The 21,156-nt window shown below is 69.6% G+C and carries 16 protein-coding genes; 10 read left to right on the forward strand and 6 right to left on the reverse strand.

The window, feature by feature from the left end; all coding sequences use genetic code 11:
• Positions 1-67: 67 nt before the first annotated feature.
• Positions 68-1,720, forward strand: coding sequence for a GH39 family glycosyl hydrolase (locus tag QRN30_RS00590; protein WP_284760035.1), 1,653 nt, complete (start codon positions 68-70; stop codon positions 1,718-1,720).
• A gap of 48 nt (positions 1,721-1,768) precedes the next feature.
• On the opposite strand, the gene QRN30_RS00595 is transcribed toward QRN30_RS00590, so the two are convergent.
• The 3 genes from QRN30_RS00595 to QRN30_RS00605 are packed head-to-tail and all read right to left on the reverse strand — an operon-like array spanning position 1,769 to position 5,168.
• Complete coding sequence (locus tag QRN30_RS00595) at positions 1,769-2,686, reverse strand: glycosyltransferase family 2 protein (protein WP_017886388.1); 918 nt, start codon at positions 2,684-2,686, stop codon at positions 1,769-1,771.
• Positions 2,683-3,759, reverse strand: coding sequence for a polysaccharide pyruvyl transferase family protein (locus tag QRN30_RS00600; RefSeq protein WP_042538632.1), 1,077 nt, complete (start codon positions 3,757-3,759; stop codon positions 2,683-2,685). The genes QRN30_RS00595 and QRN30_RS00600 overlap by 4 nt, the downstream gene beginning before the upstream one ends.
• Complete coding sequence (locus QRN30_RS00605) at positions 3,759-5,168, reverse strand: tyrosine-protein kinase domain-containing protein (RefSeq protein WP_017886386.1); 1,410 nt, start codon at positions 5,166-5,168, stop codon at positions 3,759-3,761. The genes QRN30_RS00600 and QRN30_RS00605 overlap by 1 nt, the downstream gene beginning before the upstream one ends.
• Positions 5,169-5,251: 83 nt before the next feature.
• On the opposite strand from QRN30_RS00605, the gene QRN30_RS00610 reads away from it, so the two are divergent.
• The 3 genes from QRN30_RS00610 to QRN30_RS00620 are packed head-to-tail and all read left to right on the forward strand — an operon-like array spanning position 5,252 to position 8,281.
• Positions 5,252-6,589, forward strand: a complete 1,338-nt coding sequence (locus QRN30_RS00610) for a hypothetical protein (protein ID WP_284760038.1) — start codon at positions 5,252-5,254, stop codon at positions 6,587-6,589.
• Entirely contained in the window at positions 6,586-7,179 is a 594-nt protein-coding gene (locus tag QRN30_RS00615; RefSeq protein ID WP_052481740.1) for an arsenate reductase/protein-tyrosine-phosphatase family protein, read from the forward strand. Before QRN30_RS00610 ends, QRN30_RS00615 begins: the two co-directional genes overlap by 4 nt.
• Entirely contained in the window at positions 7,157-8,281 is a 1,125-nt protein-coding gene (locus tag QRN30_RS00620) for a glycosyltransferase (protein ID WP_284760040.1), read from the forward strand. The genes QRN30_RS00615 and QRN30_RS00620 overlap by 23 nt, the downstream gene beginning before the upstream one ends.
• Positions 8,282-8,363: 82 nt before the next feature.
• Here QRN30_RS00620 and QRN30_RS00625 read toward each other — a convergent pair whose 3' ends face one another.
• Entirely contained in the window at positions 8,364-9,509 is a 1,146-nt protein-coding gene (locus QRN30_RS00625) for a glycosyltransferase (RefSeq protein ID WP_082046885.1), read from the reverse strand.
• Positions 9,510-9,606: 97 nt separating this feature from the next.
• Here QRN30_RS00625 and QRN30_RS00630 point away from each other — a divergent pair, with 97 nt between their 5' ends.
• Positions 9,607-10,068 carry a DUF3060 domain-containing protein gene (locus QRN30_RS00630; protein WP_156155317.1) on the forward strand — a complete coding sequence of 154 codons (462 nt, stop codon included), beginning with the start codon at positions 9,607-9,609 and terminating at the stop codon, positions 10,066-10,068.
• Between the two features lie 151 nt (positions 10,069-10,219).
• Here the strand turns inward: QRN30_RS00630 and QRN30_RS00635 are convergent, their stop codons facing one another.
• On the reverse strand, positions 10,220-14,023 hold the full coding sequence (locus QRN30_RS00635; protein ID WP_159557256.1) for an Ig-like domain-containing protein: 3,804 nt from the start codon (positions 14,021-14,023) through the stop codon (positions 10,220-10,222).
• 226 nt (positions 14,024-14,249) lie between these two features.
• Between QRN30_RS00635 and QRN30_RS00640 the strand changes: the two genes are divergently transcribed.
• From QRN30_RS00640 to QRN30_RS00660, 5 genes are all read left to right on the forward strand, one after another.
• Positions 14,250-14,540, forward strand: a complete 291-nt coding sequence (locus tag QRN30_RS00640; RefSeq protein WP_139179641.1) for a hypothetical protein — start codon at positions 14,250-14,252, stop codon at positions 14,538-14,540.
• A 270-nt stretch (positions 14,541-14,810) separates the two neighbouring features.
• The gene (gene dnaK / locus QRN30_RS00645; RefSeq protein WP_017886379.1) at positions 14,811-16,676 is read left to right on the forward strand and encodes a molecular chaperone DnaK; all 1,866 of its coding nucleotides are present in this window, start codon (positions 14,811-14,813) and stop codon (positions 16,674-16,676) included.
• A gap of 2 nt (positions 16,677-16,678) precedes the next feature.
• On the forward strand, positions 16,679-17,338 hold the full coding sequence (locus QRN30_RS00650) for a nucleotide exchange factor GrpE (RefSeq protein ID WP_017886378.1): 660 nt from the start codon (positions 16,679-16,681) through the stop codon (positions 17,336-17,338).
• Between the two features lie 41 nt (positions 17,339-17,379).
• Positions 17,380-18,384 (forward strand): DnaJ C-terminal domain-containing protein, encoded by a 1,005-nt coding sequence (locus QRN30_RS00655; RefSeq protein WP_017886377.1) that lies wholly within the window; start codon positions 17,380-17,382, stop codon positions 18,382-18,384.
• A 126-nt stretch (positions 18,385-18,510) separates the two neighbouring features.
• On the forward strand, positions 18,511-18,921 hold the full coding sequence (locus tag QRN30_RS00660) for a heat shock protein transcriptional repressor HspR (protein ID WP_027464889.1): 411 nt from the start codon (positions 18,511-18,513) through the stop codon (positions 18,919-18,921).
• A 70-nt stretch (positions 18,922-18,991) separates the two neighbouring features.
• Here the strand turns inward: QRN30_RS00660 and QRN30_RS00665 are convergent, their stop codons facing one another.
• Positions 18,992-21,049, reverse strand: coding sequence for an Ig-like domain-containing protein (locus QRN30_RS00665; RefSeq protein WP_017886375.1), 2,058 nt, complete (start codon positions 21,047-21,049; stop codon positions 18,992-18,994).
• Positions 21,050-21,156: the final 107 nt, after the last annotated feature.

Below are 21,156 nucleotides of genomic sequence, written 5' to 3' on the forward strand. Positions count from 1 at the left end.
TCGCATCGCAGGTGCCGTGCATTCCGATTGCTCGCCAGCACCCGTCCGTGCTGTCGATGATGGCCCGATGGAACACGTCGGGCCCTCCGTTGGCCGCCCCGCTCCCCGTCCCCCCTCCACCCGCCGCCGTGGCCTCACCGCAGCTGCCGTCACGGGCGTCCTCCTCGCGGCGATCCTGTCCGAGCACGCCCAGCCCTCGTCCGCACGGGGCACCACGTCGACGGCCTCGACGACGCCGACGATCCGACCGGTCGGCGGGAGCGGTCTGTTCGGACCCGACGATCGCCCCCGGTTCACGGTCGACGGCGTGGAGCGTGCGGCGGACGTCACCTGGCGGGTCAACGACACCACGGGGACGATCGTCGACTCGGGGACCGGCCGGGCGGGGACCCGATCGGTCGAGGTGCACCCCACGAGCGCCCTGCCGTCCGGCACCTACCGGCTGACCGTGCAGACGCCGGGCGCGACCTCCGCGTCGACCCGGTTCGTGCGGACCATCGCCGGTCCGGTCGGCTCGGACCCGTACTTCGGTCTCGGCGTCAACCCCGTGGCGAGCGCGCTGCCCTCACTCGCCGCACTCGGTGCCGGCAGCTACCGACAGGACCTGCAGTGGAGCGCGGTCGAGAAGGTCGCCGGACGGTTCGACTTCACGGCGACGGACGCCCGCATCGACCCGGTCGTGCGTGACATGGGGGTCAGCCCACTCTTCGTCCTCGACTACGGCAACGTCGCGTACACGAACGACCCGATGGCACCACCGGACGTCTCGAAACCCGCCCAGGCCGCCGCGTGGAAGCGGTACGTCAAGGAGACCGTTTCCCACATGCGGGACCGGCACCCGGACACCGATCTGTCCTACGAGGTCTGGAACGAGTGGACCAACAACCACGGTGTGCTGCCCGCGACGCCCGCCGCATACATCGAGCTCGCACGGGTCACAGCACAGGTCATCCGTGCCACCGACCCGGCGGCGACGATCGTCGGGCCGACCCAGAACGCGGTGTCCGACGACGAGCGCGCCTGGATCGGCGAGTGGTTCCGCCTCGGCGGCGCCGACCACGTCGACGCGGTCAGCATCCACCCGTACAGCAACCCGTGGGGTCCCGAGACCTGCGTCCCGACCAATCCGTGCATCGAGGACGCGCTCGCGTGGCTCCGGACGACGGCCGACCGGTACCCGCGCCCAGACGGCAGCGCCTTGCCGATCTGGATCACCGAGGTCGGATGGCCGACCCAGTTCGCCGGACCGGGCTGGGTTCAACCGGAGGACCAGACCGCCTACGTCCTGCGCACCTACGCCATCGCCGCGCAGTACGGCGTCGAGCGGCTCTTCCTGTTCGAGATGGCCGAGCCCGCCCTGGCGAACGGCACCGCACGGACGTTCGGTCTGCTCGGCAACGCCGACGGCGGCTACGAGCCGAAGCCCTCCGCCGCGGCCTGGGCGACCATGCAGCGGGTCCTCTCCGGCAAGCGGTTCGTGGCGGAGCACCGGATCGGTCCGGTCCGCCACATGCGGTTCACCTCGCCGGACGGCAAGCACCACGCCCGTGTCGTCTGGCAGTCGGAAGCGCAGCACCTGTCGACGTCCGTGCGCGTCTCACTCCGTGGAACGGGCCGGATCGTCGAACCCACCGGGTCCGACAAGGCCGTGCGGGGCACCGCCGGGAAGCTCGACATGTCCGCGAAGTGGATCCCGCGGTTCGTTGTCTGGGACGAGTGACTCCGAGCGGTCCCGCGGTGCACCTGGTGCTCCGCGGGGCCACTCGCGTCATCCGTGTGCCGGCGTCGTGGCGCAGTCGAACGCGTGGTGCACGCCGTGGTCGTCGGTTCCGTGCCACCCCTGCCACCGGCCACGGAGCTGTGCCTGTTGGAACCGGGTCGCATCGTGGTCCCGCTTGATCCGTGCCACGAGGACGGCCGCCATCGACCGGGTGACCCAGTAAGCCGCCTGGCCGCGGAGCCGGTGCTTCCGGAGCACCCGCCCGAACCCCCGGTTGTACCGCAGCACCTTGGCCAGGGTCTCGTCCGTCATGCCGTCGTGCCGGAAGTCGCCGTGCCGCACGGCCACGTCCGGCATGTAGGCGATGCGGGCACCGCGACGGAGTGCGCGGATGACGAGGTCGTTCTCCTCGCCGGAGCCGAACGGCGTCGCCGAACCGGTCCCGAGGGCGACGTCGAAGAGCCCGTGCCTCTCGAGCAGGTCGCGTCGCAGGAAGATGCCTGCAGCGACGATCGTCCGCGGTACCCGCCAGCTCGTGACCCGGCACGCTCGTCGGCGCCAGCGGAGCATCGTGCCGCTGTCGTCACTCGCACGGCAGGGGATGGCTGCTCCGTCGAGCTCCCGGTCGTCCATCCGCTCGGACAGGAGTTCGAGAACACCGTCGTCGAACCAGCAGTCGTCGTCGGGGAATGCCACGATGTCCCCACGGATCGTGGCGAGCCCGCGGTTCCGGCCGCGGCTGACTCCACGGACGACGGGCTCGTGCACGTGTTCTGCGTGACCGGCCTCGATCAGGTCCCGGAGGAGCGGCAGCGCGTCGGGCGTCGGGCGCTGCTCGACCACGGTCACGAATACCGGCAATCGTGTTCGGCGGATCGAGTCGAGGCAGCGTTCGATGTGTTCGGGCGAGCGGATCGTCGAGATGACCAGGTGGATGCGGTGGCTGGCCCCTGCGACGGCGCTCACACCGACACCGTGCTCGTCGTCAGCAGGTCCGTCGTCGAGCGCGTCCCCGACTTCCAGGCGAGCAGCTCGCCCCTGATCCGCTGCAAGCGGTCCTGCAGTTCGCGGACCCGTTCGGCGATGCCCGCACGCTCCTGTTCGGCCGCGCGCATCGCGTCGACCAGGTCGTCCGCCGAGTGGCCCACCGTGACGGGGGCGGCACGACCGGTGACGCTCGACCAGAAGTCGTCGCACTTCGAGGCGTAGGACAGCGGGACCGTCGCGATGCCGAGCGACACCGCGGCGACTGCGCCGTGCAGTCGTTCCGACACCACGAGGTCGCAGCTGCCGATCGCGGCCATCGTCGCAGCGACGTCCGTGTAGGCGTGGACGACCGACGCCGTCGTCAGACGGTCCGACAGGTGACGTGCGGCGGCCTGGTCGGCTGTCGACAGGGCGAACGCGACCACCTCGGTGGCACCGATGTCACGTGCGTGTTCGTCGACGGCCGCGGCGACGGTGGCGACGTCGAAGCGGGAGTGTGGATCGGACCCGAGGCTCACGCCGATGCGCGGAGCAGCCCGGGTGGGCCTGGGCACGTGCCGGACGAGGGGGTAGAGCAGCGCCGGGTCACCGCTGATGTCGACGGGCATCAGGTGCGCGGAGACCTCGTCCCGGGTGAGGGGACCGCGAACGCCGGCGATGTGCAGCCGCTGGAGCGTGCGCCAGGCTTCCCAGCGTTGCCGCTGCTGCGCCAGCGAGTACGTGTCCGATGCCGACGCTGCTCCGAGGCCCATACCGATCAGGCCGTCCGCGCCGAAGTTGCGGATCGCCAGCCGTGCGTGCTCGGCCCACGACGCGAACCCGACGGACGTCCCACCGCCGAGCAGGACGACCCGTTCCGCGCCGAGTGTGCGGAGCCGGTCGAGCCCGAATCGTGGCGCCGCTCGGAGGTAGTCGCGTGCGTTGAGCGGCGCCTGCACCGTGAGGGGGTCGTCGAGCGCAGCGCGCCAGGTCTCGTACAGCAGGTCGTCGCCGAAGTTGGCGTTCCCCTGCCACCCGAGGTAGACGAGTGAACGGCGTGCGGGCGGCTTCATCAGTGGTCCTCCGGGGTGCGACGAGCTCGCGACGATCGACGAGGGCTCTCGCTGACCGGCGCCGACGGCTCGTAGTTGTAGTAGGTCTTCGCGCGACGCTGCACCGGCAGACGGTTCACGACGAGGCCGAGCAGGCGCGCACCGACCTGGGTCACGGTCCGCTCTGCCGCGGTGAAGTCTGCTCGTCTGGTCCGCCCGTCCACGCTCACCACGAGCAGGACACCGCTGCAGATCGCACCCAGCACAGCGGGGTCGGTCACCGGAAGCATCGGAGGGGCGTCGACGATGACGTACTCGTAGCGGGACTCGAGTTCGCGGACCAGGTCGACCATGCGGCTCGAGCTCAGGAGTTCGCTCGGGTTCGGGGGGACGCGCCCCGCTGCGAGGACGTGGAGGGGTGTGTCCGCGCCGACCTGTTGGGTGGCGTCGTCGAGGGCGACCTGCCGGGTGAGCACCGTGGAGAGTCCGACGCGGCTCTCGATGCCCAGGTAGGTGCCGGTGGTCGGCCGTCGGAGGTCGGCGTCGACGAGGACGACGCGCGATCCGTTCTGCGCGAGCATGAGCGCGAGGTTCACGGCGGTCGAGGACTTCCCCTCGCCCGGCGTCGCACTGGTGACGACGATGCTCTGCGCGTCTCCGTCGAGGTTCGTGTAGGTCAGGTGGGTCCGGAGCTGGCGGAACGCCTCGGCGCGTGTGCTGTAGCGGTTGTCGAACGACACGAGCGGCTCCTTCGCGATCGTCTCGTCCATGGCGAACTCGCCCAGCACGCTCGCGTGGGTGAGTCGGCGCAGCGCCTCGAACGAACGGAGGCGGGTGTCCAGGACCTCGCGGAGGACGGCTTGGGCGATGCCGAGCGCGAGTCCGGCGAGCACACCGATGGCGATGTTGACCGCCAGTCGGGGCGAGAACGGCGTGCTCGGAGCGGTGGCGGGCTGGAAGACGCTGAGGTGGACGAGGCCGTCGGTGGCGGCTCCCTCGTTCTCGACCTGGTCGACCACCTTCACCAGCTGCTCCGTGACGGCGTTCGCGATGGCGGCGGCCTGCGTCGGGGACTCGTCGGTGGCGCTGATCGAGATGAGCACGGTGTCGCGTTTCGACTCCGCCGTGACCACCCGCCCGAGGCCGCCGCCACCCGGCAACCCGAGCTGCTTCGCGGCCTGCCCGAGCACCTGGGGCGTGACCGCCAGCTCCTCGTATGACTTGACCCGGGCGGCCGAGAAGGTGTTGCCCTGACTGAGGTCGGTGACCGAGGCCCCGCCCGCCACGGACACGAACACCTCGCTCGTCGCCCGGTACTGCGGTGCCTGGACCGCGGAGAAGGCCGCCGCGAGTCCGGTCGCGAGCAGCAGCACCGCAGCGATGGAGATCCAGCGGTGCCGGAGCACGTCGATGAACTGCGCGAGTGTCATCCGAGCCTTTCCTTCGGGTTTCGATGTGTGATACTCATAGTAGTTGATATGAAATATTACGCAACCAAGTGGAGGAAGCGCGGATGACCGTCCTCGGAGCCGTGCTCCTCGTCGCGCTCGGCGTCGGACTGACGGTGCGTCGCGAGTGGTTGCCGGTGATCATCGGGGTGGCCGCCGGGTTGCCGTACTCCGCGGGCGTCGTCCTCGGGGGGAACGGCGTGCCGCTGTTCACCGTCGCGGCAGCAGCCAGCGCCTGCGCACTCCTCGGGACGCGTCGGCTGGGGACGTCGCACTGGACAGCGAACGCGTTCGCCGTCTTCCTCGCGTGGACGACGGTGATCACCGCGGTGGCTCCGTGGATGTTCGGCGGCATCCGGGTCCTCGTCTCGCGCGGCGGAGTCGATCACCAGGTGGCCGACCCCGGTGTGCTCGCCTACACGGTGAGCAACGGGGCACAGCTCGCCTACCTGCTCCTCGCCGCCTGCTGCGCGCTCTACCTGGTGCGCGTCCGGGGTGCCGTCCTAGCGGTCGGTGTCGCGCTGGTCGTGGGGACGGTGACGACGAGCATCCGGGGCTTCCTCCTGCTGTTCCGAGCGGACGTGACGGCTCCCCTCTTCGACACCCTGCCGAACGTGGCGTACGCCTGGACCACGACGGAGGACCGGTTGCGCGGGGTCTTCAGCGAACCGAGCGAGCTCGCCGCGTTCTCCTTACCGGCGGTCGCGTTCTTCGTCGTTGCGGCGCTGCGCTCGACGGGCCGGGCCCGGTTCCTCTGGTCCACGGCGGCTGCCCTCGCATGCTCCAACCTGCTGCAGGCGTCCTCGGGGACCGCCGTCGTCGCATCCGCTGTCGTGATCGGGTTGGGCATCGTCGTGCTGGCCGTCCGGTACGTCGTCCGCGGCGGTGTCGGCACCCCGTCGCTCGTCATCGCCGTACTCACCGTGGCCGTGGTCGCCCTCGTCGCCGGTGACCACCTGCTCGCGCCGATCCGGGAACTCGTCGTCGACAAGGTGGACAGCAAGTCGTACGACTCCCGGACCGGGGCGGACATGTTCAGCTGGGGCGTCCTCGCGGACACGCTCGGGATGGGCGCCGGCATCGGCAGCAACCGGCCGTCGTCGTTCGGCATGTCCCTGCTGTCCACCGTCGGCATCCCGGGCACCGCTGCGTTCGCTGCACTCGTCCTGGGCATCGTCGCGACCGCGATCCGGCGTCCGGGCACGATCGCGGCGGCAACGGCACTCGTCGCGTTGCTCGTCGCCAAGGTCGTCGGGACGCCCGACTTCTCGACCCCGGTCCTCTGGGTCCTCATCGCGGCCTGCGCGACTCCGGCGTGGGTGCCGACCGCCGTCCCCGCCCTCCGGCCCACGATTCCCACCCTCTGGCCCACCGTCCCCGCACTGACAGGAACTCGATCGTGATCGCCATCCTCATCGTCTGCGAAGGGAACGTCTGTCGTTCCCCCTACGTCGAACGCGTGCTCCGGGCCCGCCTGGACGCCGTCGCCCCGGGAACGTTCCGGGTGTCCAGCGCAGGGACCGCCGCCGAGCCCGGTGCGGCGATGTTCCCGCGCTCGTCCGACGCCGTCCTGCGCCACGGTGCCGATCCCTCCGGCTTCGCAGGGACGCCCCTGACGGCACGCGTGCTCGACGGCCCCGCGCTCGTGCTCACCCTGGAGCGCCAGCACCGTGCCGCGGTGCTCGACATCGCTCCCGCGCTGTTGCGGCGGACGTTCACGCTGCGCGAGTTCGAACGGCTCGTCCGTCCGCTCCTCGGTCAGGACGCCGTCGGCGCAGGGTTCTGGGACGACTTCCCCAGGTTGGTCGCACGTTCCCGACTCGGCACCGCCCCCACCGAGCCGGAGGCGGACGACATCGCCGACCCGGTCCGTGGGGACGACGCCGACCACGCCCGGATGTGCGCGCTGGCCGACGAGGCGATCGACGCCGTCGTCGCCTGTGCCGCACGAGCGACGGAAGGAGCTCGAGATGCGCGGACTGCTCGTGCATGAGTGGATCGAAGCGGTCGGCGGCGCCGAACGTGTCCTCGACGCCATGGCGGACGAGTACCCGGACGCCGATCTCTTCGGCCTCTGGAACGACGCCACTGGCCGGTACCCCGGCCGGCGGGTGATCGAGAGCGCCCTCGCGCCGACGCCGCTGCGGGGTCGCAAGGCCCTGGCCGTCCCCTTCCTCCCCGCGCTGTGGTCGCACGGGCTGCGCGACCTCGGACCGTACGACTGGGCGCTCGTCAGTTCGCACCTGTTCGCGCACCAGGCCCGTGTGCCCGGTGTCGATCCCGAGCGCCAGTTCACCTACGTGCACACACCGGCGCGGTACCTCTGGAACCCGGAGCTCGATGCCCGCGGCGCGTCCGTCGCCGCACGGGTCGCGGGTCCCGCGCTCCGTGCAGTGGACCGCCGTCGGGGCGGGGCGCTCCGGCACGTCGCGGCCAACAGCCGTTTCGTGCAGCAGCGCATCCGAGCGAGCTGGGACGTCGATGCGGTCGTGATCCACCCGCCCGTCGGGGTCGAACGACTCACCGCTGTCGACGACTGGGCGCAGGTGCTCGACGACCGTGAGCGTGCGCTGCTCGAGTCGCTGCCCGCGGGCTTCCTGCTGGGTGCGTCCCGGTTCGTGCCGTACAAGCGACTCGACGTGGTGATCGAGGCCGGCCGGGCATCTGCGCGGCCGGTGGTGCTCGCCGGTGACGGACCCGACCTCGAACGGCTCCGGGCGCTCGCCGCTGACTCGGACGTCGACGTCCGCATCGTCGTCCGGCCGTCCGACGCGCTCCTGGCGGCACTATTGCAGCGTGCAGCCGTCTACGTGTTCCCACCGGTGGAGGACTTCGGCATCATGCCGGTCGAGGCCATGGCGCTCGGCACGCCGGTCGTCGTGAACGCCGTCGGCGGCGCGTGCGACTCGGTGGAGCCCGGTCGGAGCGGTGTCGTCCTGCACGACTTCGCCCCGTCGACGATCCGGTCGGCCGTCGAGGCGGCTGCGGGACTCGACGGTGCGGACTGCCGAGCGCGGGCCGACACGTTCTCCACCACACGCTTCCGGCGCGAGATCGGCGCGTGGACCGGGATCCCGAGCGCGGTCCGTTCCTGACGCGCCCGGCCAGGAGGCCCGCCAGTCGTCGCCGGGTCGGCCCGCGGCAGGCGCCGCGCACGTGCAGTGCCGCCGTCCCGCGTCAGCGGGCGGCCGCCACCAGGATCGCCTCGAGCTGCGCGACGACGCGCGGGAGGTCGAACCGCCTGGCGGTCCGACGGCCGTTGTCGGCGAGCCGATCCCGGGCCTCCTGGCCGTCTGCCAGTCGCACCATGGCGGACGCGAGCGCTGCGACGTCGCCGGGCGGGACGAGGAGGCCGTCCTGATCGTGGGTGATGATCTCGGCGGGGCCGCCCGCATCGCTGGCGATCACGGCCCGGCCCAGCGCCATGGCCTCGATGACGACCTGTCCGAACGGCTCCGCGCGTGTGCTGGCGTGGACGACGAAGTCACACGCGGCCATCTCGGCGGCGACGTCGTGCTGGTGCCCACGGAAGTCGACGGAGTCCCGCACATCGAGTTCGGACGCGAGCGTGTGGAGCGACCGGGCGAACGCGTCGTCGGCGCCGAACAGCGGTGCACCCACGAGACGGAGTCGTGCGTCGGGGTCGAGACCGGACGCGCGGGCGGCCGCGAAGGCGCGGAGGGCGACGTCCTGACCCTTCCACGGCGTGAGGCGTCCGACCATGCCGATCGTGCACACCGGAGCGGTGTGCGGCGTTGGTTCCGGCGGGACGGACACGGGGCAGGCGACGACGGCGACGGGCCGGGGCAGGCGACCGAGCGACCGGGCCGTGGTCCGGGAGTTCGCGACCACCGTCCGGGGGAGGACCGCGAACGCGAGCCGGAGCAGCGCTGCGTTCACTCGCGACGACTCATCGGCACCGACGAGGTCGTGTGCGTGGGCGACCACGGGGATCCCGGCCCGCCGCCCGGCGAGTCCACCCCAGATGTGTGCCTTCGCCGAGTGGGTCGTCAGCACGTCGACACCGAGGGCGCGCAGGACGCGGGTGAGTTCGTGGGTGGCGCGGAGCGTGCTGACCGTCTTCGCGAGGAGCCCAGCTCCCGTGGTGGCGGTGTGGTGCCGGACGGTCGCATCGAGGGGAACGACCTGGCAGCGCACCCCGGAGTCGGCGAGGCGTTCCTCGAGCGGGCCGTGTTCGCCGAGGACCACGATCGGTTCGATCGTCGTGCACGAGGCGGTCACCCGCGCGACGAGCAGTTCTGCCCCGGAGAGGGCTGCGGAGTGGCTGAGGAAGGCCACCAGAGGCAACCGATCAGTTGTCATGCATTCAGCATATCAAGTATTGTATAGAACGTGACATACAAATGTCCGCGGGTCCGATGACGCGCCCGACACCTCCCGCTCCAGATCGGAACACACCATGGCCCTGAGCTCCCATCCTCCCGTCCGCCGCTTGCTCGTCACCGGACTGACCGCCGTCGGCATCCTCGCTGCAGTGACCGCGTGCTCCGGCACCGGCGACGACAAGCCGACCCCGAAGCCGAGTGCGAGCGCGACGGCCCAGGCGGACGAGCAGGTCTTCTCGAACCCGCCTGCCGACATCGGGAAGGTCCGGGCCGGGTGCAAGGACGGCAAGGCCGTCGTCGACCAGGCCAACAAGGACGTCACCGTCGGGGACTGCGCGTCGGTGGAGATCACCGCGGGTAACGCGGTCGTGCACCTCGGGAACGTCGAGGAACTCGTCGTCTCCGGTTCCATCAACGACATCGCCGCGAAGCAGGTCGGCTCGGTGCGGGTGACCACCGACGGCAACCGCCTGACCAGTGACAACGAGCCGAAGATCAGCGACGACGGCAAGGACAACGTGTTCCGCACGCGCTGATCGACACACACGCAGAACGACGAATGCCGCCGGCCCCAGGCCGGCGGCATTCGTCGTTCTGTCCCGCTGTTCTCCTCCCGCATCGCGGTTGACGCACGGGAACGGGCGCCCCTCCTGGTGGAGGGGCGCCCGTCGCGTGGTGCTGGTGGTGTTACCGGATGACGTTGATGGTGCGCTGGTCAGCAGGGCCGTTGAGGTTGCCCTTGGTGATCTGCTTGGTGAACAGCGTGTACGCCTGCGGGGTGAGGGTGCGCTCGACGGAGATCGTCCAGGCGCCCTGACCGTTCACCGTCGCGGAGCCCAGGCGGCTCACGGTGCCGTTCAGGACGACCTTGGCGCCGGGGGCACCGGTCCCCGTGAAGACGACCTGGTCGCCTCGGAGGGTCCCACCGTTGCCGGGGGTCTCGATGACGAGGTCCGCGGGCGTGCCGTAGTCGAGCGTCGCCGTCTTGGGCGCCGAGACCGTGCCGTTGACCGTCTGGGTGACGGTGAAGGTGCGGACGCCGGCGACCGTGGCGGGGATCGTGACGGAGTACTTCCCGTCGACGGCCTTGACGCTCTCGATGATCGTCGTGCCTTCGCGGACGATGACGTCCGCCCCGGTCTGGGCGTTGCCCGAGACGACGGCGTTCTGCTCGACGTCACGGTCGAAGACCCCGTTGGCCGTCAGCGCCGTGATCTGCTCGTTGCGGACGGTGACGGTGATGTTGACGCGCTGGGTGAGGCCGCCCTTGCTGGTCTGGAGTGCGTGGAGGTCGTAGACCGCCGGGTTGAGCTGGCGGGTGACGTCCACGGTCCAGGCGCCGTCGGTGATCTTGGTGTCACCGACGGAGGAGCTGTTGCCGCGCATGTCGAGCTTGGCGCCGGTGGCTCCGGTGCCGGTGAAGCGGATGGAGCCGTTGGTGACGGTGGCGCCGTTGGCCGGGGTCTGGATGACCGGGGCTGCGGGGTTGCCGTAGTCGAGGGAGCGGTCGAGTGGTGCGGAGACCTGGCCTCGGACGGTCTGGGTGACGGTGAAGTCGTTGACGCCGAAGTGGGCCTTGTTCGCGGGGATCGTGATCGTGTAGCGGCCGTTGGTGGCGATGGCGGTGCCGATGGTGTCGCCGTTGCTGTCCTTCACGGTGACGGTTGCGCCGGGGTTGGCGGAGCCGGTGATCGTCGCGGGCAGGTTCTCGTCCGTGGTGTTGAACGCGGCGGTCGCGGTCAGCGGAGCAACCGGCGCCTCGTTGCGGACGGTGACGGTGATGTTGACGCGCTGGGTGAGGCCGCCCTTGCTGGTCTGGAGTGCGTGGAGGTCGTAGACCGCCGGGTTGAGCTGGCGGGTGACGTCCACGGTCCAGGCGCCGTCGGTGATCTTGGTGTCACCGACGGAGGAGCTGTTGCCGCGCATGTCGAGCTTGGCGCCGGTGGCTCCGGTGCCGGTGAAGCGGATGGAGCCGTTGGTGACGGTGGCGCCGTTGGCCGGGGTCTGGATGACCGGGGCTGCGGGGTTGCCGTAGTCGAGGGAGCGGTCGAGTGGTGCGGAGACCTGGCCTCGGACGGTCTGGGTGACGGTGAAGTCGTTGACGCCGAAGTGGGCCTTGTTCGCGGGGATCGTGATCGTGTAGCGGCCGTTGGTGGCGATGGCGGTGCCGATGGTGTCGCCGTTGCTGTCCTTCACGGTGACGGTTGCGCCGGGGTTGGCGGAGCCGGTGATCGTCGCGGGCAGGTTCTCGTCCGTGGTGTTGAACGCGGCGGTCGCGGTCAGCGGAGCAACCGGCGCCTCGTCGGTGATCGTGATCGTGATCGGGACCTGCGTCGTGAGTCCGCCCTTGGTGGTCTGCACGGCGCGCAGGTTGTAGACGTTGTTCGACAGGTCGATCGTCACCGGTGCGTTCCAGACACCGTCGGTGACGGTACCGGTCGCGATGGCTCGGACGGAACCGCGGACGTCGATGCGGGCGCCCTCGTCACCGGTACCGGTGAAGGTCAGGCCGTCCTTCTGGACCGTCGAGCCGTTCGCCGGGCTGGTGATGCGGATCGGTGCCGGCATGCCGTAGTCGAGCGAGACGTCCTTCTCGGGCGAGGTCGTGTCGTTCTTCGTCTGGGTCACGGTGAAGTCGTTGACGCCGGTGTGGGCGAACGACGGCGGGACCGGGATCGAGTACTTCCCGTCGACTGCCTCGGTGCGGCCGACCTCGTTGCCGAGGCTGTCCTTGACGATCACGGTCGCGCCCGTGGTGGCGTCGCCGGAGATCGTCGCGGGCTTGGTGACGTCGTCATCGAACGCGCCGACCGCGGTCAGCTCGGTCGTGAGCGGGTTCGTCGCGACCGTGAAGGAGACCTTCTCGGTGCTCGGTGCCCCGGTGAGCGGGGTCTGGATCACGTCGAACTCGTAGGAGCCGTCTGCGAGGTCCGCGGTCGCGGGGACGCTCCAGGCGCCGTCCTTCACGACGGTGGTCGCGATGAGGTTGTCGTCGGCGTCGCGGATCTCGATCGTGGCACCCTCGTCGCCGGTACCCGAGAACACCGGGCGCTTGGAGTCGACCGTGGAGCCGTCGGCCGGCGTGGTGACGACGAGCGCGTCCGGTGCGGGAACCTCGGCGGCTTCGACCGTGGCCTGCGTGGTGCTGGTGGTGTTGAACGCTCCCTCGGTGGCGGTACCGCTGAGCACGGTGCGCATCGGGAAGGTGCCGGCCTCGGCGTCCTCGGGCGTGTTCACGTCGATGTTCCAGCGCATCAGGGACGCGTCGGGAAGGTTCCAGGTCGTGGTGGTCGTCGCGAAGTCGTAGGTGTACTTCGTGCCGTCCGCGGAACGGACCCCGTTGGTCAGGGTCATGGCCGAGTTCGTCCAGGCGTCGTCACCCGGCTTCTTGAACGAACCCTCGATCGTGCTCTGGTCCGCGGCGAAGGTGGTGCCCTCGGGAGCGGTGAACTCGACCTTGCCCTGCGGGCGGCTGATCGAACCGTTCGTCTTGAAAAGGGATTCCACCGAGGTGACCTCGCCACGTTCGAGCGTGACTGCGGTGCCGGCCTGGCCAGAGATCGCGGCGTCGTTGATCACGACGTCGAGGTCCTTCGAGTCGTGCTCCTCGCCTTCGATCTCCTGCACCACGTGGAGTGCGTTCGTGCCGCGCTCGAGGCCGTCGACCGTGATGCTCCACGCACCGGTCTCGGCGTCGGCCTCGGTGCTCTCGTCGCCGATCGTGATCGTCGCGCCCGGAGTTGCGGTACCCGAGATCACGGCGGACTTGCCTGCGTGGTCGATCGAAGCGATGTCGGCCACGAGGTCGACGACGTTGGTCTCGATGGTGGTGGTCGTCGTGCCCTCAGCCAGGAAGTCGCCCTTGCTGCTGGTGCCCGGCATGGAGAACTCCATTGCGTCGGAACCGGCGGGAGCGTCCTCGTCAGCGGTCACGCCGACCATGAAGCGGTACTGCTCGTCGGCGGGGTGGTTCGCGGCCCACTCGGCATCGAACGTGATGGTCTTGCCGTCATTCGACCGCGAACCGTCGGTCAGCGGGACGGACGTGGTGTTCGCCCAGTCGTCCTCTCCGACGTCACGCATCTGGCCCTGGACCGTGGCCTGCTGGTCGAACGTGGTGCCTTCGGGTGCGTCGAGCGTGACCGTGCCGTCGGTGTTCGTGCGCGCCTCGCGGTTCTCGACCACGAACGGCACCGGGGTGCTCTCGCCGCGCTCGAGCTCGATCGGGCCCTGGTCGACACCGACGAGCGTGCCGCCCTCGACGATCGTCGCGGTGACAGTCTTCTCGTCGACCCGCGCGTTGTTGAAGCGCTGCGTCGCGGTGAGGGAGTTCGCCCCGACTGAGAGCCCTTCGACGGTCATCGACCAGTTGCCGCTCGAGTTGACGTCGACGGTCTTGTTGCCGATCGTCACCGTGCCGTTCGGCGTTGCCGTACCCGACACCTCAGCGGTCCTCGCGATGTTGTTCACCTTCGTCACCTGCGCGGTCATGGCTCGGGTGCTCGGGAAAATCTCATCGTACGTCGCGAGTTCGTAACCTGTCTGGCCTTTCCCAAGCCATGCTGGCTCATTCGAGTACGGCCAGATACCGATCCGGGAAGAACCCTCCCAGAGGGTGCCGCCACTGAGGTTGATCTGCACCGCGTTGCCGCAAGATCCAACGGTGTAGTCGTGGGTGAAGCCCGACGGTGCCGGGACAATGCACGAGGATCCGATCTTGAGCTCGCCAGTACCCGTAGTGAATGTTGCAGTCGCAGCAGCCGCTTTCGCGGCGGCGAGCGATGAATGGGCTGTGGCGCTGAGATTGGATCCGACAGCCCACCAGGTCGAGTTAGATCTGGACTTCATCACGAACTTGCCGGAGGCGGTGGCCTGGGTCGAGATCGACCGGGGCTCGGGCGAAGCGATCGCCGTTGCTGCACCGAATGACAGGCCGGACACGATGGTGGCAGCGGCCAGCCCGGCCGCACCCATGGACTTGAGGGCAGTCGATGCCCTCTTCTTGTGAGACATGTGCATCTTTCAGGACAGGCCGCGCGACGGCGGCTGTGCGGGAAGGGGGCACGCCCGTGGACAGACTCCAACGGCGCATGTGTATTCAGAATATCACGTGAAATACCAACATACGAACGTGCTACCTCACTTGCGCCCGACTGGGAGTTGAGTGGGACTGGCGCAGGTTTGTGCTCCCTGAAGTTGACTCCAGGTGACTCAGGAGTAGGGTTGAGTCCATCGGACGCAAGTCCAACGACTTACCCCCAAGCAAGAGGAGCAACACATGGGACGTGCAGTAGGCATCGACCTCGGAACCACCAACTCCGTCGTCTCCGTTCTCGAAGGTGGCGAGCCCACCGTCATCGCCAACGCCGAAGGCATGCGCACCACGCCGTCGATCGTGGCGTTCACGAAGGACGGCGAGGTCCTGGTCGGCGAGACCGCCAAGCGCCAGGCCGTGACGAACGTCGACCGCACCATCGCGTCGGTCAAGCGTCACGTCGGCACCGACTGGACCACCGAGATCGACGGCAAGAAGTACACGCCGCAGGAGATCTCGGCCCGCACCCTCGGCAAGCTCAAGCGCGACGCCGAGCAGTACCTCGGCGAAGACGTCACGGACGCGGTCATCACCGTGCCGGCGTACTTCAACGACGCCGAGCGTCAGGCCACGAAGGACGCCGGTGAGATCGCCGGCCTCAACGTCCTCCGCATCATCAACGAGCCGACCGCCGCCGCTCTCGCCTACGGCCTCGACAAGGGCAAGGAAGACGAGCTCATCCTGGTCTTCGACCTCGGTGGTGGCACGTTCGACGTCTCCCTGCTCGAGGTGGGCAAGGACGATGACTTCTCGACGATCCAGGTCCGCGCGACCTCCGGTGACAACCGCCTCGGTGGTGACGACTGGGACCAGCGCATCGTCGACTACCTGGTCAAGAAGTTCAAGGACGAGCACGGCGTCGACCTGTCCACGGACAAAATCGCCAAGCAGCGTCTGAAGGAAGCGGCTGAGCAGGCCAAGAAGGAGCTGTCGTCGCAGATGTCGGCGAACATCCAGCTCCCGTACCTGACGCTCACCGCCGAGGGCCCGCTGAACCTGGACGAGACCATCTCGCGCGCACAGTTCGAGCAGATGACCTCCGACCTGCTCGACCGCACCAAGAAGCCGTTCAACGACGTCATCAAGGAAGCCGGTGTCTCGGTCAACGACATCGCGCACGTGGTGCTCGTCGGTGGCTCGACCCGTATGCCCGCCGTGGCCGAGGTCGTCAAGTCGCTGACCGGTGGCAAGTCCCCGAACCAGGGCGTCAACCCGGACGAGGTCGTCGCCGTCGGTGCCGCGCTGCAGGCCGGTGTGCTGAAGGGCGAGCGCAAGGACGTCCTGCTCATCGACGTCACGCCGCTGTCGCTCGGCATCGAGACCAAGGGCGGCCTGATGACGAAGCTCATCGACCGCAACACCGCGATCCCGACCAAGCGGAGCGAGACCTTCACGACCGCTGACGACAACCAGCCGTCGGTCGCCATCCAGGTCTTCCAGGGCGAGCGCGAGTTCACCCGCGACAACAAGCCGCTCGGCACCTTCGAGCTCACCGGCATCGCCCCGGCTCCCCGTGGTGTGCCGCAGGTCGAGGTCACCTTCGACATCGACGCCAACGGCATCGTGCACGTGTCCGCCAAGGACAAGGGCACCGGCAAGGAGCAGTCGATGGTCATCTCCGGCGGCTCGTCGCTGCCGAAGGAGGACATCGAGCGCATGGTCCGCGAAGCCGAGGAGCACGCCGCCGAGGACAAGGCACGTCGCGAGGCCAACGAGCGTCGCAACCAGGCCGAGCAGCTCGTCTACTCGATCGAGAAGCTCATCAAGGAGAACGACGAGAAGCTCCCCGCGGACGTCAAGTCCGAGGTGCAGGCCGATGTCGACGCGCTCAAGTCCGCTCTTGCGGGCGAGGACGACGACGCCGTGAAGACCGCCTTCGACAAGCTCAACGAGTCGCAGGGCAAGCTCGGCCAGGCCATCTACAGCCAGCAGGACGCAGCAGCCGGCGCCGCCGGTGGCGAGCAGCCCGCGGGTGAGCAGCCGGCCGACGACGAGGACATCGTCGACGCCGAGGTCGTGGACGACGAGGACGACAAGGACAAGAAGTAACGATGACGGATCCCAAGGACAACGCGCCCCACGAGGACGAGCCCCAGGTCGAGGGCGACGCCACGAACGCGGCCGAGCCCGAGGACCTCATCGAGGCGGAGGGGCCCGACGTCGAAGTACCGACGGACGGCCCCGCCGCCGGGGGCCCGGCGGCCGAAGCAGCGAACGACCTCTCCCCGGAGGACGAAGCGCTGCTCGCCGACGCAGCCCGCGGCATCGCCGAGGACAAGCTCAGCACCGAGGACCGTGACCTCGTCGCCGAGATGCGTGCGGACATGCTCCGTGCGCAGGCCGAGCTGGTGAACTTCCGGAAGCGCGTCGAGCGTGACCGGGAGGCCAACCGCGAGGTCGCCATCGCCGAAGTGGTGCGGGCCCTGCTGCCGGCGCTCGACGACCTCACCCGGGCCGAGGCCCACGGTGACCTCGCCGAGGGGCCGATGCAGGTCATCGGCCAGAAGATCCGCGGGGGCTTCGAGAAGTTCAAGCTCGTGCAGATCGGCGAGAAGGGCGAGGCGTTCGACCCGAACATCCACGAGGCGATCGTCCAGCTCCCCACCCCGGGCGCCACCGGACAGACCGTCGCGGACGTCGTCGAGCCGGGCTACAAGCTCGGTGAGCGCGTTCTCCGCGCGGCCAAGGTCGCGGTGGCGGTCCCGGCCTGAGCCGGGTCCCCACGGTGACGACAGAAGAAGGCAGGTGATCCATGGCCAGTCAGGATTGGTTCGACAAGGACTTCTACAAGGTCCTCGGCGTGTCCAAGGACGCCTCCGACGCCGAGCTGAAGAAGACGTACCGGAAGCTCGCGCGGCAGTTCCACCCGGACTCCAACCCGGGTGACGCCGCCGCCGAGAACCGCTTCAAGGAGATCAGCGAGGCGTACTCGGTGCTCTCCGACAAGGAGCAGCGCCAGGAGTACGACCAGGTCCGCGCCATGGGCTCCGGCGCCCGCTTCACAGCGGGCGGCGGGGGCCAGGGCGGCTTCGAGGACGTCTTCGGCGGGATGTTCGGGCAGCAGGGCGGCGGCGGACAGCGTGTCCGCTTCGGCCAGGGTGGCCCCGGCGGTGCCGGTGGATTCGAGGACATCCTCGGCGGGATGTTCGGCGGAGGTGGCGGCTTCGGCCAGACCTCCGGCGGCTACCGCGGTTTCGGCGGGCCGACGAAGGGCCGCGACGTCACGGCGTCGACGACCCTCGACTTCACCACGGCGATCGCCGGTGACACCGTCAAGCTGTCGCAGGGCAACGGCCGACCGGTGAACGTCCGCATCCCCGCGGGCGTCGCCGACGGTCAGAAGATCCGTCTGCGCGGCCGCGGCGAGCCCTCGCCCGATGGCGGAGAGGCCGGTGACCTCGTGGTCGCCGTGTCGGTGCGGAAGCACCCGGTGTTCGAGCGCGACGGGCTCAACCTGCGCGTGGACGTCCCCGTGACGTTCACCGAGGCAGCGCTCGGCGCGACGATCGAGGTCCCGACGCTCGGCGGTTCGCCCGTGAAGCTCAAGGTCGCCCCCGGCACGCCGTCGGGTCGCGTCCTGCGCGTCAAGGGCCGCGGCGTCACGACGAAGAACGGCACGGGCGACCTGCTCGCGACCGTCCAGGTCGCGGTGCCGTCGCACCTGTCGGACAAGCAGCGCGAGGCCGTCGAGGCACTTGCGGCTGCGCTGCCCGACGAGAACCCCCGCGAGGACCTCCTCGCCAAGGCGCGCGACTAGCGTCGCGCACGCAATGCAGTAGACCCGGCCTGGAGGAACGGCGCGGCTTCCTGACGGACGCTCGCCGTTCCTCCAGGCTGGTTTCCACCCCACGCGGACGACGGAAAGGAACGCGCCATGACCGACATGGACGAGAACTCGCCCGTCTTCGCGATCGCGGTCGCTGCGGAGCTCGCCGAGATGCACCCGCAGACGCTGCGGCAGTACGACCGGCTCGGCCTGGTCGTGCCGGGTCGCACCCGGGGTGGGTCGCGGCGGTACTCGATGCGCGATGTCGTGCAGTTGCGCGAGATCGCGCGACTCGGCTCCGAGGGGGTGTCGCTGGAGGGGATCCGGCGGGTGCTCGACCTGGAGAACGAGAACAAGGCGCTGCGCGACCGGGTGCGCGAACTCGAGTCGGCGTTGGCCGACCAGCTCATCAACCGGCCCGGTGCGCGGGTCTTCGCCGCCACCGCGAGTGGTGCGGCGATCTCGCTCAAGGCGGGGTCGCGGCCGCAGCGGAACACGCAGATCGTCCTGTACCGCGGACCGCGCTGACGGGGATCGACAGGCGAACGCCCCCGGTGACCGAGTGGTCACCGGGGGCGTTCTGTGTGGGCTGTGTGGCTTACTTGACGGTGAAGCGGACGGGGAGCTCGCTGGTGGCGTTGCCGGGCGTGGTCTGCTTCGCGGTGAGGGCGTAGCTGCCACGGCCGAGGTCGATGTTCGACGCCACGCTCCACTTGCCGTCGGCGTTGACCTCGGCGGTCGCGACGACGCGGGAGGTGCCGCGGATCTCGATCGTCGAGCCGGCCTGGCCGGTGCCGGTGAAGGTGGGGCGGGGTCCGGTGGTGGTGCCGTTCATCCCGGGGGACGTGACCGTCAACGGCGCTGCCGTGGCGGTGACGGAGAAGCGGACGGGGGCTTCGCTGGTGGCGTTGCCGGTGGTGGTCTGCTTCGCGGTGAGGGCGTAGCTGCCGCGGCCGAGGTCGATGCTCGACGTGGCGCTCCACTTGCCGTCGGCGTTGACCTCGGCGGTCCCGACGACGCGGGAGGTGCCGCGGATCTCGATCGTGGACCCGGCCTGGCCCGTGCCGGTGAAGGTGGGGCGGGGGCCGGAGGCGGTGCCGTTCATCCCGGGGGACGTGACCACGAGCGGTGCGACGGCGTCGTCTTCGGTGGTGAAGGCGATGTTGCGCATTACCGAGGAGCGTCCGTCGGCGGTGGTCTGCGTGAACGTGACCTCGTACCCGTCCTTGCTGGTCAGGTCGGCGGTGGCGTCCCAGGTGCCCACGCCCGACCGTGCGCCGTCTGCCTTCGTCTCGAAGAGTCGCTGGCCGCGCTGGTCGGTCGCGGTGATCGTCGCGCCGGCCTCGGCGGTGCCGGCGAACGCCCGCTTGCCCGGCGTGTAGTCGTTCTCGTCCGCGAGGCCCTCGACCCGCAGGAGGCGGGGAAGCGCAACGCGCTCCGATGTCCCGCTGAAGTCGCGGCCGTTGAAGACCAGGTTGACCATGTCGAGCTGCTTGCCGGTCGCGGCGGCGGCGATCGTGTAGCTCCACACCGCATCGGCGCGGGTGGTGTGCCCGACGACGCGGTCTCCGTCGAGGATCCAGAGCCCAGGAGCGTCATCGCGCTCCCCGACCACCTGGACGCGCCCGTCCGGGTAGACGAACACGGACCGGAGGGACGGTGCGGCGGCAGTCGGGTCGATCGGCAGCTGCTCGAGCGCGACGGGCACGCGGGCCGAGGAGGTGCCGTCGGCAGTGCGTCCGACGACGTAGACCGTGGAGCCGACGCGGTCCTGCGGGAGCCGAGCGGAGTAGCCGGTCTCGCCGAGGCTGGCGTCGGCGATGGTGGAGCCGGCTTCGTCCTGCACGACGACCGAGTCGACGTCCTCAGCGACGGAACCCGCCACGACGAACGACCCGTCGAGGACGCGCCCCTTCTGCACGACCGTCGGCGCCTGCGGCGCCTCCGATGCCGCCGGCGAGAACCGCACGTCGCGGAGCTCGTTCTTCCGACCGTCGGTCGTCGTCTGCGTGAGGGTGATCACGTGGTCGGAGTCGGCGAGGTCGGCATCGGCGTTCCAGGTGCCGGTCCCGTTGCGTGCCCCGCTGACCTCGGTCGTGAACAGGGTGGCGCCCGAGGTGGTGTCCTTCGCGACGATCGTGGCACCGGCGGTCGCACTGCCGGCGAAGTGGGTGGTGCCGGGCGTGAACGTGTTCTGCTGCTGCAGTCCGTCGATCTTGATGGTGCGGGGGATTGGGGTGCGCTCGCCGCGGGTCTGGGTGCCGTCGGCGGCGGTGTGGACGCGGATCGCTTCGAGCGGTTCGTCCTTGTGGCGGTCCTGCACGACGAGGAAGAAGATGCCGGTGGTGCTCCGGTCGTACACCTGGTTGCCGCTGACGAGCCAGACGTCGTCGCCACCACCGGCTCGTCCGCCGACGATGCGGGATGACCACGGGGTGCTCCAGTCGATGGAGAAGCGCAGTGCCTCCAGCGAGGGATCGACGGGGATGGAATCGAAGTCCGGAAGAGTCTCCTGCACGGTGGAGTCCGACGACGAGGCGGCTGCGGGAGTGGCGGTGGCAGCGGTGGCGGCCGCGGGCGTCAGCAAGCCGAAGCCGAGGGAAGCGGTGAGGACGCCGCAGACGACCGCGGCGCTCCGGAACGATGTGGATGCCATTGAGGGCTCCTTCTGGTGGGGGGACTCCCAGTGTATTGACATGTGAAATACACAGGCTGTTGATATCGCGAGTGCAATCACCATGCGCTTCGCCGCGGGCTGTCGCC

The organism is Curtobacterium sp. MEB011 (assembly GCF_030209655.1).
Classification (GTDB): Bacteria; Actinomycetota; Actinomycetes; order Actinomycetales; family Microbacteriaceae; genus Curtobacterium; species Curtobacterium poinsettiae.

What these genes read in the sequence shown, in the direction of transcription:
- QRN30_RS00590 (WP_284760035.1), top strand. Translation starts at nt 68, where the DNA reads ATGGAACACGTCGGGCCCTCCGTTGGCCGCCCCGCTCCCCGTCCCCCC.
- QRN30_RS00600 (WP_042538632.1), bottom strand. Translation starts at nt 3,759, where the DNA reads ATGAAGCCGCCCGCACGCCGTTCACTCGTCTACCTCGGGTGGCAGGGG.
- QRN30_RS00605 (WP_017886386.1), bottom strand. Translation starts at nt 5,168, where the DNA reads ATGACACTCGCGCAGTTCATCGACGTGCTCCGGCACCGCTGGATCTCC.
- QRN30_RS00610 (WP_284760038.1), top strand. Translation starts at nt 5,252, where the DNA reads ATGACCGTCCTCGGAGCCGTGCTCCTCGTCGCGCTCGGCGTCGGACTG.
- QRN30_RS00620 (WP_284760040.1), top strand. Translation starts at nt 7,157, where the DNA reads ATGCGCGGACTGCTCGTGCATGAGTGGATCGAAGCGGTCGGCGGCGCC.
- QRN30_RS00625 (WP_082046885.1), bottom strand. Translation starts at nt 9,509, where the DNA reads ATGACAACTGATCGGTTGCCTCTGGTGGCCTTCCTCAGCCACTCCGCA.
- QRN30_RS00630 (WP_156155317.1), top strand. Translation starts at nt 9,607, where the DNA reads ATGGCCCTGAGCTCCCATCCTCCCGTCCGCCGCTTGCTCGTCACCGGA.
- QRN30_RS00635 (WP_159557256.1), bottom strand. Translation starts at nt 14,023, where the DNA reads ATGACCGCGCAGGTGACGAAGGTGAACAACATCGCGAGGACCGCTGAG.
- dnaK (WP_017886379.1), top strand. Translation starts at nt 14,811, where the DNA reads ATGGGACGTGCAGTAGGCATCGACCTCGGAACCACCAACTCCGTCGTC.
- QRN30_RS00650 (WP_017886378.1), top strand. Translation starts at nt 16,679, where the DNA reads ATGACGGATCCCAAGGACAACGCGCCCCACGAGGACGAGCCCCAGGTC.
- QRN30_RS00655 (WP_017886377.1), top strand. Translation starts at nt 17,380, where the DNA reads ATGGCCAGTCAGGATTGGTTCGACAAGGACTTCTACAAGGTCCTCGGC.
- QRN30_RS00660 (WP_027464889.1), top strand. Translation starts at nt 18,511, where the DNA reads ATGGACGAGAACTCGCCCGTCTTCGCGATCGCGGTCGCTGCGGAGCTC.
- QRN30_RS00665 (WP_017886375.1), bottom strand. Translation starts at nt 21,049, where the DNA reads ATGGCATCCACATCGTTCCGGAGCGCCGCGGTCGTCTGCGGCGTCCTC.